At 68.6% G+C, this 13887-nt stretch carries 12 protein-coding genes and 1 tRNA gene; 3 read left to right on the top strand and 10 right to left on the bottom strand.

The genetic code is table 11. The annotated features are described in order from the left end of the window. Nucleotides 1-36 precede the first annotated feature (36 nt). Nucleotides 37-1194 (bottom strand): site-specific integrase, encoded by a 1158-nt coding sequence (locus A3OM_RS24450; RefSeq protein WP_018045697.1) that lies wholly within the window; start codon nucleotides 1192-1194, stop codon nucleotides 37-39. Between the two features lie 99 nt (nucleotides 1195-1293). Between A3OM_RS24450 and A3OM_RS25950 the strand changes: the two genes are divergently transcribed. After that, nucleotides 1294-1377 (top strand) — tRNA-Ser (locus A3OM_RS25950). A 351-nt stretch (nucleotides 1378-1728) separates the two neighbouring features. On the opposite strand, the gene A3OM_RS0120675 is transcribed toward A3OM_RS25950, so the two are convergent. The 3 genes from A3OM_RS0120675 to A3OM_RS0120665 form a co-directional block, all read right to left on the bottom strand. Continuing rightward, entirely contained in the window at nucleotides 1729-1980 is a 252-nt protein-coding gene (locus tag A3OM_RS0120675) for a hypothetical protein (protein ID WP_018045695.1), read from the bottom strand. 402 nt (nucleotides 1981-2382) lie between these two features. Then, a complete protein-coding gene (pucL, locus tag A3OM_RS0120670) occupies nucleotides 2383-3222 on the bottom strand; it encodes a factor-independent urate hydroxylase (RefSeq protein ID WP_018045694.1) in 840 nt (279 codons plus the stop codon). Nucleotides 3223-3263: 41 nt separating this feature from the next. Continuing rightward, nucleotides 3264-4661: a nucleobase:cation symporter-2 family protein gene (locus A3OM_RS0120665; RefSeq protein ID WP_018045693.1), complete on the bottom strand. Its 1398-nt coding sequence runs from the start codon at nucleotides 4659-4661 to the stop codon at nucleotides 3264-3266. 175 nt (nucleotides 4662-4836) lie between these two features. Here A3OM_RS0120665 and uraD point away from each other — a divergent pair, with 175 nt between their 5' ends. Beyond that, entirely contained in the window at nucleotides 4837-5733 is an 897-nt protein-coding gene (gene uraD, locus A3OM_RS0120660; RefSeq protein ID WP_018045692.1) for a 2-oxo-4-hydroxy-4-carboxy-5-ureidoimidazoline decarboxylase, read from the top strand. A gap of 105 nt (nucleotides 5734-5838) precedes the next feature. Beyond that, complete coding sequence (locus A3OM_RS0120655; protein ID WP_018045691.1) at nucleotides 5839-6102, top strand: hypothetical protein; 264 nt, start codon at nucleotides 5839-5841, stop codon at nucleotides 6100-6102. Nucleotides 6103-6188: 86 nt separating this feature from the next. Here the strand turns inward: A3OM_RS0120655 and A3OM_RS0120650 are convergent, their stop codons facing one another. From A3OM_RS0120650 to A3OM_RS0120625, 6 genes are all read right to left on the bottom strand, one after another. Then, nucleotides 6189-7244 carry a BMP family ABC transporter substrate-binding protein gene (locus tag A3OM_RS0120650; RefSeq protein ID WP_026176256.1) on the bottom strand — a complete coding sequence of 352 codons (1056 nt, stop codon included), beginning with the start codon at nucleotides 7242-7244 and terminating at the stop codon, nucleotides 6189-6191. Between the two features lie 95 nt (nucleotides 7245-7339). Next, nucleotides 7340-8266, bottom strand: a complete 927-nt coding sequence (locus A3OM_RS0120645) for an ABC transporter permease (RefSeq protein ID WP_018045688.1) — start codon at nucleotides 8264-8266, stop codon at nucleotides 7340-7342. 28 nt (nucleotides 8267-8294) lie between these two features. Continuing rightward, the gene (locus A3OM_RS0120640; protein ID WP_018045687.1) at nucleotides 8295-9386 is read right to left on the bottom strand and encodes an ABC transporter permease; all 1092 of its coding nucleotides are present in this window, start codon (nucleotides 9384-9386) and stop codon (nucleotides 8295-8297) included. A gap of 302 nt (nucleotides 9387-9688) precedes the next feature. Next, nucleotides 9689-11284 (bottom strand): ABC transporter ATP-binding protein, encoded by a 1596-nt coding sequence (locus A3OM_RS0120635; RefSeq protein WP_043764372.1) that lies wholly within the window; start codon nucleotides 11282-11284, stop codon nucleotides 9689-9691. A 2-nt stretch (nucleotides 11285-11286) separates the two neighbouring features. Continuing rightward, the gene (locus A3OM_RS0120630; protein WP_018045685.1) at nucleotides 11287-12651 is read right to left on the bottom strand and encodes an 8-oxoguanine deaminase; all 1365 of its coding nucleotides are present in this window, start codon (nucleotides 12649-12651) and stop codon (nucleotides 11287-11289) included. Between the two features lie 65 nt (nucleotides 12652-12716). Continuing rightward, complete coding sequence (locus A3OM_RS0120625) at nucleotides 12717-13739, bottom strand: hypothetical protein (RefSeq protein WP_026176255.1); 1023 nt, start codon at nucleotides 13737-13739, stop codon at nucleotides 12717-12719. Nucleotides 13740-13887 lie beyond the last annotated feature (148 nt).

Raw genomic sequence — 13887 nt, 5'->3', positions numbered from 1 at the left:
AATAGTGAATGTTTCAATTCACCGACGTAATGGACCTTACTTGACGATGGTCCGAGCAATCAGTGACGCAATCTGGCGTCCGATAAGTTCGTTGGCTGCTCTCAGCGGATCGACGGCAAGGTGGGCATACCTTGCCGTCGTCGCCGCCTGAGTATGCCCGAGCAGGGCGCCAATCATCGGCAGGCCAAGCCCAGCGCCGGCGCCTATCGAGGCAAAGGAATGCCGGAGGTCGTGAAGCCGGACATCGTCTAGGCCTGCTCGCGCCCGAACCCGTTGCCAGGGCTTTTCGAGGTTGACGAGGTGGGCGCCCGACCGCTGGCCAATTATCACATACGGGTTGTCGAGTTCGCGCGGCACGGCCTCGAGAACCGCGAACGCTGCCTCGTTAAGGTGGATTTCCTTTGCACCGGTTTTGCTGTCCGGCAGAGCCAGGCAGCCGCGCTCGCGGTCTACGTATTCCCAGCGCAGCGTGAGGATCTCGCCGAGTCGGGCGCCGGTCAGCAGCAGCAAACGGATAGCTGCGATCGGATGAGGGGAGACGCCGCCTTCGGTTTCGAATGCTGCGAGGGCTTCGCCCAGGCGACCGAGTTCAGCCGTCGAAAGGTAGCGGCGGCGCTTCTTTTCGCCGAATCGTTCGATGCCTGTGCAGGGATTGCTTTCGCCCCGGCGGCCCGACCAGCTGAACATCTTTGATAGCAGGGCGATCAAGCGGTTGGCCTGATAGGGGGTGGCTCGCAGCTTAACATGGAGCCTGCGCACTTCCTCGTGCGTGACCTCGTCAGCCCGCTTGTTGCCAAGCTGCGGTTTCACGAGCCGTTCGACGAGTCGGGCATACTCGGCGTGGGTACTGCCCTTGTTCTTCGCTTCCACGTGCTCGCTCAGAAAAAGGTCTGCGAGTTCGGCAACGGTCGGTGCGGTTCGAGCGACGGCCTTCTTTGTTGCGGGATCTTGGCCGGTGGCGACCAGCCCCAGCAAGCGCTTGGCCTCACGGCGGGCTAGGTCGGCCGTCCAGGGCGATCCGTGCTTGCCGATCGTGAACCACCGCTGCCGCCCGTCGAGGCGGTACTTCAACACGTAGACGTGGTCACGGCGCTGACAGCGAGCCGCGAAGCCCTTCAGTTCGGCATCCCATAAGGTCTGCCCTGGAGTAAGGGCTTCGACGGCTGCTTTCGTAAGACGTTTTGGCTGATTCATGATTGGTCGCTAGGGGCTCAACTAGCGACCATCGTAGCGTGATTGCAATGCCCCAGCAAGGTAATCACGGGAAACAGACCCAACGAAAACAGTAACTTAGGGGCATAAAGGGTACCCCCGATACAACGCTACCGCAAACTCTTAATCAGCGGGTCCAAGGTTCGAACCCTTGTGCACCCACCAAATAAACCGCTGATTCGATCGCGGTTTTTCAAAACACTTCAGAGCAGTCAGCCTCGGTCGGGAATGCGATCGGGGCTTTTTGCTGTCTCTTCCGGCATCTCTGGTGCGACCCGTCGAAGGGGCGGTCTCCGCTTCCTTGCAGTTCACCAGCGTTGGGAGCAACGAGGCGTTCGAGCCTTCCGCGCGGGCGCTCTCGTTTGCGGCTGTCCTCCACCTCCACAGCCACCTCGGCGCGCAGGGTATCGAGAGTGTGGGCAGTCCTACGTACCTCCGCCGGGGGCGCTCGGCGACGCGCCGGGGAGGGGGGGCGGCCGTTCCCGGCGACCGATGACCGATTTCCGCCCTGGGGCCTCAGTCGCGGTGGCGTGGCGGGGTGGGCCTCACCGATCCCGTCGTGACTGCGCCGTCCCCATCGATCCGGGTGCGAATGGGGCGGGAGAAGCGGCTGTCGTATTCGCCGACGTTCCGGGCGGCGGCCTGTCCGTCGAGACCGCCGGGGGCGGTCGCGGCCGGGATGCCGGCCGGTGCGGTGTAGCTCTGCGCGAAAGCGGTGCCGGACAAGGCGAGACCGAGGGCGGCTCCTAGAATGAGGCGTGTCGTCATGGATGTCGTCCCAGGTTCGGGCCGGACTGCCTGAGGAGACGCGGCAGTCCCGGCCAATAACCTAGAATTTGTGCACCAAAGCCTCGTAAAGCAACACGGAATGGTCAGTGCGTGTGCATCATGTTCATGCACCGAGCGTGCGAGCCATATCCTGAGGATCGATGGCCACAGGAATAAGCCGTTTCATCCCATGGGTTTGGTTCGGGCTGCGACATTTTTTGCCAGTCATGGCCGGCATGGCATGCCTCTTCCGCCGCCCGCGCGTCCTCGCTCCATCGACGCGCTTGCCGGACGTTCGGGGATTACGGGGCACCGGGCCGGGCGCCCGTGGTCGCGGCCTCGCGGAAGGCCGTTCGGAAGGCGGGACTCCCCCTCTTCCGAAGGGCCGGGATCGTGCGGGGCTCAGCCTCGCCCGATCGTCGCCTCGATCTGACCGTGGGGCTCGTCGGTGGGCAGGAACACGGTGTTGGGGTTCTCCAGCCCGAACGGTGTCAGGTTGATCGGGATGTAGTGCTTGTTCGGCATGGCGAACCCGATCTCGGCGATCTCGGGAATGGCCGCCAGGACCGCCTCGCCCATGCGGTACATGCTGTCCTGCACGCTGGCGCTGTAGGTCGTGCCGAAGACCTCGATCAGGATGTCGAGCACCCGGGCATTGGTCGCGGTGTAGTCGGCGGGCGCGCTGGCCCAGGTCCAGGTGGCGTCCATGGCGGTCGCGGCGATGCGGTCGGTGGCGTCGGCCAGGGTGCGGTACGCGTCATCGACAAAGTCGGCCCAGCCCGATTGCGTGGTCTTCATGAAGGTGAAGCCCCGCAGCCCCGACTGCATCACGGCGCCGTCGCGGCTCGCCACGAGCTTGACGTAGCCCGTCCCGTTGCCGTCGAGGGTGAAGACGTGGCCGTGCGGCCGGCCGCCGATGGTCTGGCGCAGCCAGCGCGTCTCCTTGCCCTCGATCCCGATCTCCTCGACCTGCGGATACGTGTCGAGGAAGGTCGCGGCGACGGCCTCGGCGAAGGCTTCCTTGTCGAGGGACAGGTTCTTGGCCGCCACCACGTTGACGATGTTCTTCACGCTGTCGGTGGCGACGCAGGCCCGGTTGTCGCCGTCGGTCCAGGCGGCATCGAAGGCGCCCTTCATCAGGACCGCGAGGGACAGTTCGCGCGGGGTGTGGTCGTCGCCGTCGCGGGTGAGGCGCATCACCCGCACGCGGCCCTTGCCGTATTTGGAGGCGATCAGGGGCATGCTTGTCTCCCAGGAGGGGCGGTGAAGGACGACGGCCGTCCTCAATGTTCGGAGGATGCCGCCTGATGCCGGGCGGCGGCGCGGGCGGCCTCGTCGCCGGTCAGGCCGTTGAAGAACAGGTTCAGGCTCACCGCCGCGATCGCGCAGAGCAGGATTCCGGATTCGAGGAGCGGGTGCAGCGCGTGCGGCATCTGCTTGAAGAAGGCCGGGGCGACGAGGGGGATCATGCCGAAACCGACGGAGACCGCAACGACGAACAGGTTGTTGCGATTGCGGGCGAAGTCCACCGCGCCGAGGATGCGCACGCCCGTCGCGCCGACCATCCCGAACATCACGAGCCCGGCCCCGCCGAGCACGCATTGCGGCACCGCCTCGACCAGGGCCGCGAGCTTCGGGATGAGCCCGAGCCCGAGCATGATGAACCCGCCGACCACCGCGACGTAGCGGGTGCGCACCCCGGTGACGCCGACGAGTCCGATATTCTGCGAGAACGAGGTGTAGGGGAACGTGTTGAAGATGCCGCCGATGACGGTGCCGAGGCCGTCGCCGCGCAGTCCCCTGGTCAGGCGCTTCTCGTCGACGGGATCGGCGCAGATCTCGGCGAGCGCCAGGAACATGCCGGTCGATTCGATCATCACCACGATCATCACGATGCAGAGGGTGACGATCGAGACGGGATCGAAGGTCGGGGCGCCGAAGGCGAAGGGCCGCACCACGTCGAACCAGGACGCGGTGGCCACATGGCCGAGATCGACCAGCCCGAAGGCGGCGGCCACGAGCATCCCGGCGACGATGCCGATGAGCACCGAGGCCGAATTGACGAAGCCGGTGCCGTAGCGGGTGATCGCCAGGATCACGCAGAGCACGAAGGCGGCGATGGCGAGATGGAGCGGTGCCCCGTAATCCGGGTTGCCGATTCCTCCGGCGGCCCAGTTCACGCCCACCTTCATCAGCGAGACGCCGATGACCAGGATGATCGTTCCGGTCACCACGGGCGGGAACAGCGGCAGCAGCCGTCCGATGAGCGGCGCCACGAGAAACGCGAACAGGCCGGCCGCGATCACGGCGCCGTAGATGCCGGTCAGCCCGATTTCGGGATTGGTCCCCATGGCGACCATGGGCGTGACGGCGGCGAAGGTGACGCCCATCATCACCGGCATGCGCACGCCGATCCCCGGCAGGCCCCAGCTCTGCAGAAGAGTCGCGAGGCCGCATGCGAACAGGTCGGCGCTCACCAGCATCGCCACCTGATCCGGCGGGAGCTTCAGGGCGCGCCCGACGATCAGCGGCACCGCCACGGCGCCGGCATACATCACCAGGACGTGCTGCAGCCCGAGCAGAGCGAGGGCGACGGGAGGCACCGTCGTCACGGGCGCCGTGGCCGGTTCGGCGGCGGCGATGGTGTCGGGATGGGCGGCGATGGTCGTGGCACTGGTCATGGGGTCGACGCCTCCGCCGCTCCGGGCAGATCCCTCACCGGGGATGCGGTGTCCGTGGGCGCAAGGCGTGTGCCACCGGGGCGGGACCCGGCGGTGGCGCGCATGGCCCGTTGCCTGCACCGGCGGGGCCTGCGATGGGTCGTCATCGCCTGCCTTCAACGGAGAGCCCGCCGCCATGGCGTCGACACTCGCAGCTCTGAACGAGGCCTCCGACGCGGACTTCGTGGCCACGCTCGGTGCCGTGTTCGAACACGCGCCCTGGGTGGCCGAGGCGGCCCTGCCGCAGCGGCCCTTCGCCACCGTGGAGGCGCTGTTCTCGGCCATGCGCGATGCGGTCCAGGGCGCGCCGGAGGGGCGGCGCCTCGCGCTGCTCACCGGTCATCCCGAACTCGCCGGGCGCGCCGCCCGATCCGGGGCAATCGCCCCCGATTCCATCGCGGAGCAGGCCGCGGCCGGCCTCGACCGGATGTCGGAGGCGGAATACGCCCGGTTCGAGGCGCTCAACGCGGCCTACCGCGACAAATTCGGCATCCCCTTCATCCTGTGCGTCAAGCGGCACGGCCGTGCCTCGCTGCTCGGGACCTTCGAGGCGCGGCTGGCCTCCGCTCCCGATGTGGAGCGGCGCACGGCCGAGGCCGAGGTGATGCGGATCGCCGCGATCCGCCTGAACGCCCTGGTGAGCGGCCCCGGTCCGCTCGCCACGACGGGCCGGATCTCGACCCATGTCCTCGACACCGTCCGGGGGAAGCCGGCCGCCGGGGTGGCCGTCGACCTCGTCGAGTTCGTCTCCGCGACGGAGGCGGTGCTGGTGGCCCGCGCGGTGACCAACGCGGACGGCCGCACCGACATGCCCCTGATCCACGGGCGCCCCGTGCCGATCGCCACCTACGAACTGCGCTTCGGGCTCGGCGACCACTTCCGGCGGGTCGGAGCGGGTCCTGGCTCCGCCCTTTCCGAACCGCCCTTCCTCGACATCGTGCCCCTGCGCTTCGGCGTGGGCGACCCGGAAGGCCATTATCATGTGCCGCTGGTCGCGACCCCCTGGAGCTATCAGACCTATCGCGGAAGCTGATGCGGAACCTCTCCGGCCCGGCTTCGATTTTCTTCGAGCGGCCAAAGACTTGCTTCTCGTTTTACGGTTCTCTCGCTCTTCGCTTCTCTTGAAAGGTCATCGACCATGCGTATCACGATGTCGGCCCTCGCTCTGTGCGGACTCTTCGGGTTGACCGGCGCGGCCCTCGCCCAGGGGACCGGTGCGCCCGCCGGCCGCGACCCCGCGACGGCTCCCGGCGGGACCGAGGGGATCGCCGGCCCGCGGAACGAGCGCGAGGCGATCCGGAGCGGCGATGCCGTCGCCGCGCCGAGCGGAGTCGGCGTGCCGGTTCCCCCGCCCTCCGACGAGCCGAAGGCCGACCGGCCGGCGCGCCACCACAATCACTGATCGCAGGGGCGCTCTCATGAACGAAGAAGCCCCGCCGGGACGCTCCGGCGGGGCTTCTTTTCCATGCGATGGTGTAGAGCCCGGGGTTATTGGGTCAGCTTGTCGTCGATCCCCTTCACGTACCAGTTCATGCCGAGGATCATCGGGTCGGGCGCGGTCTCGCCCTCCTTCACGGCGACGCTCCCGTCCTGCTTCAGCACCGGCCCGGCGAAGGGGTGGATCTTGCCGTCGGCGATGGCCTGCTTGGTCTCCTCGGCCATGGCCTTCACGTCGTCGGGCATGTTGGTGAAGGGGGCCAGCACGACCATGCCCTCCTTGATGCCGCCCCAGGTGTCGTGGCTCTTCCAGGTGCCGTCGAGGACCGCCTTGGCCTCCGCGATCACGTAGCCGTTCCAATCGTCGGTAATCGAGGTGAGCTGGGCCTTGGGGGCGAAGCGGTACTGGTCGGAGGACTGGCCGAAGGCGAGCTTGCCCTGCTTCTCGGCCTCCTGGAGGGGAGCGGCCGAGTCGGTGTGCTGGGTCAGGATGTCGGCGCCCTGCGCCAGGAGCGCCTTGGCCGCCTCCGCCTCCTTGCCCGGATCGAACCAGGTGTTCACCCAGACCACCTTGATCTTGATGTTCGGGTTGACCGCCTGCGCCCCGAGCATGAAAGCGTTGATGCCGCTGACGACTTCCGGGATCGGGAAGGACGCGATGTAGCCCACCGTGCCGGATTTCGAGAGTTTGCCGGCGATCTTCCCGCAGACGTAGCGACCTTCGTAGAAGCGGGCGGAATAGGTCGAGACGTTGTCGGAGCGCTTGTAGCCGGTGGCGTGCTCGAACTTCACCTTGGGAAACTTCCGCGCCACCTTCAGGGTCGGCTCCATGAAGCCGAAGGAGGTGGTGAAGATCAGGCCGGCGCCGGAGCGGGCGAGTTTCTCGATGGAGCGCTCGCTGTCGGCCTCGGGCACGTTCTCGAGGAAGGTGGTCTCGACCTTGTCGGGCAAGGCCTCGGCCAGGGCCTTGCGGCTGAGGTCGTGCTGGTAGGAATACCCGAAATCGGCGACCGGCCCGACATAGACGAAGCCGACCTTCAGCTTGTCGGCCGCGAGCGCCGGCCCTGCGGCGAGCATCGCGCACAGAACCGCAGCGCCGAGCCTCATCGACCTACCGAGCCTCATTTTCTTGCCGTGCATCATGGACCTGCCCCGCATCGTGTCGTCCCTCCCGATCCATTGCCGTTCGCCGGCCCGGCGTGTCATCGGCTCGGCGTGAAGACCCGCCCGAGCGAGGCGGGCGCCAGCGAGCCGCCGTGGCGCTGCCCGAGAGAGAGCAAGACCAGGGCCAGGATGGTGGCGAGATAGGGCAGGGCGGAGAGGAGCTGGCCCGGCAGGCCGAGGCCGGCGGCCTGGGCGTGGAGCTGCAGCACCGTCGCCCCGCCGAACAGCAGGGCACCGGCCGCGACCCGCAGGGGCCGCCACGAGGCGAAGACCACCAGGGCGAGGGCGATCCAGCCGCGGCCCGCCGTCATCCCCGGCGACCAGAACGGGGTGTAGGCCAGCGCGAGATAGGCCCCGCCGAGCCCGGCGCAGGCGCCCCCGAACAGCACCGAGAGGAAGCGGACCTTGCGAACCTTCAGCCCGAAGGCGTGGGTCGCTACGTGGTCGTCGCCGATGGCGCGCAGGGTCAGGCCCGCCCGCGTCCGCCACAGGAACCACGACACGGCGACCACGAGGGCGACCGCCGTATAGACGAAGGCGTCCTGGCCGAAGACGAGCCGGCCGAGTCCGGGCAGGTCCGTGAGGCCGGGGAGGGACAGGTGCGGCGCCGGATCGCGCTTCATCCCGACGTAGTTCGCGCCCACCAGCCCCGACAGGCCGAGCCCCAGGATGGTCAGCGAGAGGCCGGAGGCGACCTGGTTCGCCGCGAGCCCGACGGTGAGGATGCCGAACAGGGCGGCCAGGAGCAGGCCGGCCCCGGCCCCGCCCAGCGCCCCGAGGAAGGTTGAGCCGGTCTGCACCGCCACGGCGAAACTGACGGCGGCGCCGAAGATCATCATCCCCTCCACCCCGAGGTTGAGCACGCCGGAGCGCTCGGCCACGAGCTCTCCGATGCCGGCGAGGATCAGGGGGGTCGCGGCCGCCAGGACCGTGACGAGGACCATCTGGACGATGTCGAGGGTCATGATCGGCTCCGATATCCCTCGAAATGGCTCACGACGCCGTGCGGCCGGACGGGCCGCCCGGCACGAGCCGCACGTGATAGCCGGCGAACACGTCGGCCCCGAGGACGAGGCCGAGGAGCAGGCCCTGGAAGGCGCGGGTCAGGTCGAGGGGCAGCTTCAGATCGATCTGCGCGCCCTCGCCGCCGATGGTGGTCAGCGCGATGACGATGGCGGCGATCAGGATGCCCGGCGGCGAGAGCCGCCCGAGGAAGGCGACGATGATCGCGGTGAAGCCGTAGCCCGGCGAGATCTCCGGCTGGAGCTGCCCGATCTTTCCCGCCACCTCGACGATGCCGGCAAGGCCCGCCGCGCCGCCGGAGATGGCGAAGACGGCCAGCGTCAGGCGGGCGTCCGAGAAGCCGGCGAAGCGCGCCGCCCTCGGGCTCGCGCCGACGACCCGGACCTCGAACCCGAACAGGGTGCGGGCCAGTACGACGGTCGCCAGCACCACGGCGAGGAAGGCGATCACCACGCCCGCATGCAGCGTCTCGCCCTCCATGAGGTAGGGCAGCCGCGCCGCGGGATCGAAGCCGACGCTCTGGGGAAAGTTGTAGCCGGCCGGATCGCGCAGGGGGCCGCGGACCATGTAGTCGAGGAGGAGCTGGGCGACGTAGACGAGCATCAGGCTCGTGAGGATCTCGGAGACGCCGAGGCGGACCTTCAGGACGGCCGGGATCATCGCGTAGGCGGCCCCGGCGAGCGTTCCGGCGACCAGCATCGCGGGCAGGATCCAGAGCGTGAACCCGCCCATGCCGTGGGTGGCGACGCCGACCCAGCCGCCGGCCAGGCCGCCGATGACGAACTGGCCCTCGGCCCCGATGTTCCAGAGGTTGGCGCGGTAGCAGAACGCCAGACCGGTGGCGATCAGCGCCAGGGGCGCGGCCTTCAGGGCGATCTCCTGGAGCGACCAGACCTCGCTCAGGGGCGTGACGAAATAGGTGACGAAGGCCTCCCCCGGCGAGACGCCCAGGGCCGCGACGGCAAGGCCGCCGATCAGCACCGCCGCCACGAAGGCCAGCGCCGGAGAGAGGATGTCGAGCACCGGCGAGCGGCGGGTGCGGGGAACGAGGTCAAGACGCATGATGCGCTCCGCATGTCGTCGGACCCGCCGCGCGATCCCGCTGCCGCCCGAGCGGGGCCGTCCGGCGATGGATTTCGGGAAAGGCGCTGGTCCGCTCTGCCCGCGCGCGGGGAGAGGCCCGGTCGCACCTCGTCGTGCGGCCGGGGAGCGCAGGCGAAGCCGGAGCGGTGGTGAGGGGGCGGTTACGGATGAGGCTTCTTCGGACGAGCCCCCTCACCGTCGGCTGCCGCCTCGCTTCGGCGACGACGAGGTCGCCGAAGCCCTCTCCCCGCGTGCGGGGAGAGGGGATGCGCGGGCACCGGTCAGTGAGCATGGGTCACCGCCCTCGATGCGTCCCGGGGTTCGGCCGGCGCGTCTCCCGATCCGCCCATGAGCAGGCCGATGGCCTCGCGGGTCGTTTCGCCCGAGGGCACCGCCGTCGAGAGCGTCCCGTCGTGCAGCACGGCGATGGAGCCGGCGATCTCGAACAGCTCGTCGAGGTCCTGGCTGATGACGAGGATCGCGGCGCCGCGCGCGGAGAGATCGATCACCGCCTGCCGGATATGCGCCGCCGCCGCCGCGTCGACGCCCCAGGTCGGCTGGTTGATGACGAGCACGCCGGGCTCCGCCAGGATCTCGCGGCCGACCACGAATTTCTGGAGGTTGCCGCCCGACAGGGTGCCGGCGGCGGGGTCTGGCCCCGCCTTGCGCACGTCGAAGGCTTCGATCACCCGCTTCGCGAGATCGCGCGCGGCCCCGAGACGAAGCAGGCCGAAGCGGGTCAGCGGCGCGGTCGGGTAGCGTGAGAGCAGGGCGTTCTCGGACAGGCTCATGAGAGGCGCCGCCGCGTGGCCGTTGCGCTCCTCCGGCACGAACGCCGCGCCGAGGCGCCGGCGCGCGTTGATGCCGAGTGCCCCCACGGCGGCGCCGTCGATGCGCACGGCATCGGGGTCCGGCGCGCGGGTCTCGCCCGACAGGGCGGCGAAGAGTTCGGCCTGGCCGTTGCCGGCGATGCCCGCGATGCCGAGGATCTCGCCGCCGGAGACGCCGAGGGAGACGTCGCGCAGCGAGGTGGCGTGCAGGCCCGGAGCGGGGAGGGTGAGGTGGTCGAGACGCAGGCGTTCCGTGCCTACTTTCCCGCCAGCGCGCCCCGTGACCTCGCGGACCGCGCTGCCCACCATCATGGCGGCGAGCGAGCGGGCCGTCTCCTCCTGGGGGTTGCAGGCCCCCACCACCTTGCCGCCGCGCAGGATGGTGGCGCGCACGCAGAGGCGGCGCACCTCGTCCAGGCGGTGGGAGATGTAGAGCAGCGCCCGGCCCTCCGCGCGCAGGCGCTCCAGCACGGAAAACAGCACCTCCGCCTCGCCGGGGGTGAGCACCGAGGTGGGTTCGTCGAGGATGACGAGGCTCGGGTCCTGGAGCAGGCAGCGGACGATCTCGATGCGCTGGCGCTCGCCCGCCGAGAGCGACCAGACCGGACGATCCGGTTCGAGGTGAAGGCCGTAATCGATGCCGAGCTTGGCGATGCGGTCGGCCAGCGCCCGGCCGGACAGGTCCTTGGGCATGACGAGGGCGATGTTCTCGGCCACCGTCAGGTTCTCGCAGAGGGAGAAATGCTGGAAGACCATGCCGATCCCCAGCCGACGGGCGGCTTCCGGATTGGGCAGCTGCACGATGTCGCCCTTGTGGGTGACGACGCCCTCCGTCGGCTCCAGCAGGCCGTAGAGGATCTTCATCAGGGTCGATTTGCCGGCGCCGTTCTCGCCCAGGAGGGCGTGGATCTCGCCGGCGCGGATCTCGAGATCGACGCCGTCATTCGCCGTGAAGCTGCCGAAGCGCTTGACGATGCCGTAGGCGCCGAAGAGCGGGGTCGGTCCCTGCCTCGGGCGGGGCGGAGGGGCGTAGAGAGCGGTCGCCATCGTCAAACCGTGCCGAACAGGTGCCGGGCCAAGTGCGTGTGCTCCTCGCGAAGCCGGCGCGTGTCGAGGCCCACCGGGTGCCCGTCGATCACCCGCCATTGCCCGGCCACCATCACCCGGTCGGCCCGGTGCGCCCCGCACAGGACCAAAGCGGCGAGGGGATCGTGGCTGCCGGAGAAGCGCAGCTCGTCGAGGGTGAACAGGGCGAGGTCGGCTTCGCGACCCTCCTCGATCCGTCCGATGTCGCTGCGCCCGAGGCAGGCGGCGGAGCCCTCGGTGGCCCAGCGCAGGGCGTCGAGATGGGTGACCCTCTCCGCGCCGTAGGTCAGGCGGTTCAGCATCAGGGCGTGGCGGACGCCTTCCATCAGGTTCGAGTTGTCGTTCGAGGCCGAGCCGTCGACGCCGAGGCCCACGGGGCTGCCCGCCGCTTCGAGCTCGCAGGTCCGGCAGCAGCCCGAGGCCAGGGTCATGTTCGAGGTCGGGCAATGGCAGATTCCGACCCCCGCCTTGCCGAGGCGGGCGATCTCCGCGTCGTTGAAATGGATGCCGTGGGCGAGCCACGCGCGCGAGCTCATCCAGCCGACCTCCTCCAGGTAGTCGACCGGGCGCAGCCCGAAGCTCGACAGGCAATAGGCCTCCTCGTCGAGGGTTTCCCCGAGATGGGTGTGGAGGCGGCAATCGTGGCGTTCGGCCAGCGCCGCGCTCTCCCGCATCAGGCGCTTCGACACGGCGAAGGGCGAGCACGGCGCCAGCCCGATCTGCACCATCGCGCCGGGCGCGGTGTCGTGGAACAGGCCGAGCACCCGTTCGCTGTCGGACAGGATGGTGTCGTCGTCCTGGACCAGGGTGTCCGGCGGCAGGCCGCCGTCCCGCACCGACACGCTCATCGAGCCACGGGTGACGACGGCGCGGATGCCGAGGCTGCGCGCCTCCTCGACCTGGATGTCGACGGACGCCTCGAGCCCCTTGGGAAACAGGTAGTGGTGGTCGCCCGCCGTGGTGCAGCCCGACAGCAGGAGTTCGGCATAGGCGAGCCGGGTGGCGAGGCGGAATGCGTCCGGGGTGAGCTTGTCCCAGACCGTGTAGAGCGCCTTCAGCCAGGGAAACAGCGGCTTGTTGATCGCCAGGGGATGGGCGCGCGTCAGGGTCTGGAAGAAGTGGTGATGGGTGTTGACGAGGCCGGGAACGACCACGTGGCGCGAGGCGTCGAAGGTCTCGTGCACGGCCGCCGCCGGTGTCCCGCCCGACGCCACGCGCTCCACGATGCGCGATCCCTCGACGACGATGCCGCCTGCGGATTCCGCCGCGAGGATCGCCAGCGGGTTCCTGATCCAGAGGCGGCGGGCTCCGGCGTCTCGTTCGCTCATCCTGGCTCCCGATGTCAGGCGCCCCGGAGCGGAGCACATTTCAGGCCGTTCGGGTATCGGTGCGTTCAGAAGATGTGAAAGGCGAGGCCGGCGAGGAAGCTCTTCTCTTCGTTCCCCTTGAAGTTCGCGCGATCGACGTTGCCGAACTTGTTCAGCCAGTACTGAAACCCGATGAAGGCATCGAGCTTGTTGGGCTGGTTCCAGACCAGCTTGCCGACATCGAGGACGAGGTTCGTCCGCGACAGGAACTCGACGCCCGTCCCCGGATAATAGCCGCCCGGATAGTTGAACGGGTCGCGGATGCCCTTGCCCTTCGGCGTCACGATGTTGTTGAAGCCGGCGATGCTCAGCGGAAGGTTCGGGATGAAGGTCAGCGGGAAATTGTAGACGATCTCGAACTCGGGAACGGTGTCGAAGCTGACGTCACGGTCGGGCTGGAAGTTGAAGCCGTTGCGGTTCCATTCCTTGTAGGCATGGGCGCTGATGTTGAGGAAGCCCGCCGGCACGTCGACCGAGAATGTCAGGCCCCCGACGACGTCGCGCTTCTTGGGGCCAAAGGCGGTGTTCTTCGCGTTCGCATCGAAACCGAAGGAGAGCGAGACGTCCTTGACGATGCCCGGAATGGCGAAGGCCTTGGTTCCGGTGAGGGCGTTCAGGCTGAGGGTGCCGCGATAGAGGCCGTAGGCTTCCGTGGCGCCGTGATCGTATTGGGCGAAGCCGCCCGGGACGTTGGTGGTCCCCGCCGGGTCCTGGGACGTCGATTGCAGGATGTCGAGGGAGAAGAAGTTCGTGCCGTAGGCCCAGGCGTCGGCGTGGGAAATGTTGGTGATGTATTTCGGGATGTCGCGATTGCGGAAGCTGCCATCCGCCTTCTGGATCTGCACGCCCGGCTCCGCGGCCGGGAACTGGTAGCGAAAGCTGACCTGCGTATCGGAGAAGAGGAAGAAGGACGGCGCCTTCACCGGCGCCGGCTCGGCGACCTTGAGCGTCTTCACCGGATCGAGATCGGCCGCCATGCTGCATTCGATCATGCCGCATCCGATCATGCCGAGTGACAGAGCCGCGGCCGTGAGCCCCCTTGCGACCATCGTTCTTCTCCTCATTCGCAACGTCTGAGGGGATCTCCGCAACCGATGTGCCATGGCGGGCCGCCGGCCGATCGCCGATGGGAGGAGTCATAAAATTGCAACGAATTCCCGGCCCCGTGCCGCGACGTCCTCACGTTGCGGCGCGGGG

This window comes from Methylobacterium sp. 88A, from assembly GCF_000376345.1.
In the GTDB taxonomy this organism is placed as follows: domain Bacteria; phylum Pseudomonadota; class Alphaproteobacteria; order Rhizobiales; family Beijerinckiaceae; genus Methylobacterium; species Methylobacterium bullatum.
This window is presented reverse-complemented; position numbering and strand designations above follow the sequence as displayed.

Coding starts and splice junctions, on each gene's coding strand:
- A3OM_RS24450 (WP_018045697.1), bottom strand. CDS start 1,194: ATGAATCAGCCAAAACGTCTTACGAAAGCAGCCGTCGAAGCCCTTACT.
- A3OM_RS0120675 (WP_018045695.1), bottom strand. CDS start 1,980: ATGACGACACGCCTCATTCTAGGAGCCGCCCTCGGTCTCGCCTTGTCC.
- pucL (WP_018045694.1), bottom strand. CDS start 3,222: ATGCCCCTGATCGCCTCCAAATACGGCAAGGGCCGCGTGCGGGTGATG.
- A3OM_RS0120665 (WP_018045693.1), bottom strand. CDS start 4,661: ATGACCAGTGCCACGACCATCGCCGCCCATCCCGACACCATCGCCGCC.
- uraD (WP_018045692.1), top strand. CDS start 4,837: ATGGCGTCGACACTCGCAGCTCTGAACGAGGCCTCCGACGCGGACTTC.
- A3OM_RS0120655 (WP_018045691.1), top strand. CDS start 5,839: ATGCGTATCACGATGTCGGCCCTCGCTCTGTGCGGACTCTTCGGGTTG.
- A3OM_RS0120650 (WP_026176256.1), bottom strand. CDS start 7,244: ATGAGGCTCGGCGCTGCGGTTCTGTGCGCGATGCTCGCCGCAGGGCCG.
- A3OM_RS0120645 (WP_018045688.1), bottom strand. CDS start 8,266: ATGACCCTCGACATCGTCCAGATGGTCCTCGTCACGGTCCTGGCGGCC.
- A3OM_RS0120640 (WP_018045687.1), bottom strand. CDS start 9,386: ATGCGTCTTGACCTCGTTCCCCGCACCCGCCGCTCGCCGGTGCTCGAC.
- A3OM_RS0120635 (WP_043764372.1), bottom strand. CDS start 11,284: ATGGCGACCGCTCTCTACGCCCCTCCGCCCCGCCCGAGGCAGGGACCG.
- A3OM_RS0120630 (WP_018045685.1), bottom strand. CDS start 12,651: ATGAGCGAACGAGACGCCGGAGCCCGCCGCCTCTGGATCAGGAACCCG.
- A3OM_RS0120625 (WP_026176255.1), bottom strand. CDS start 13,739: ATGGTCGCAAGGGGGCTCACGGCCGCGGCTCTGTCACTCGGCATGATC.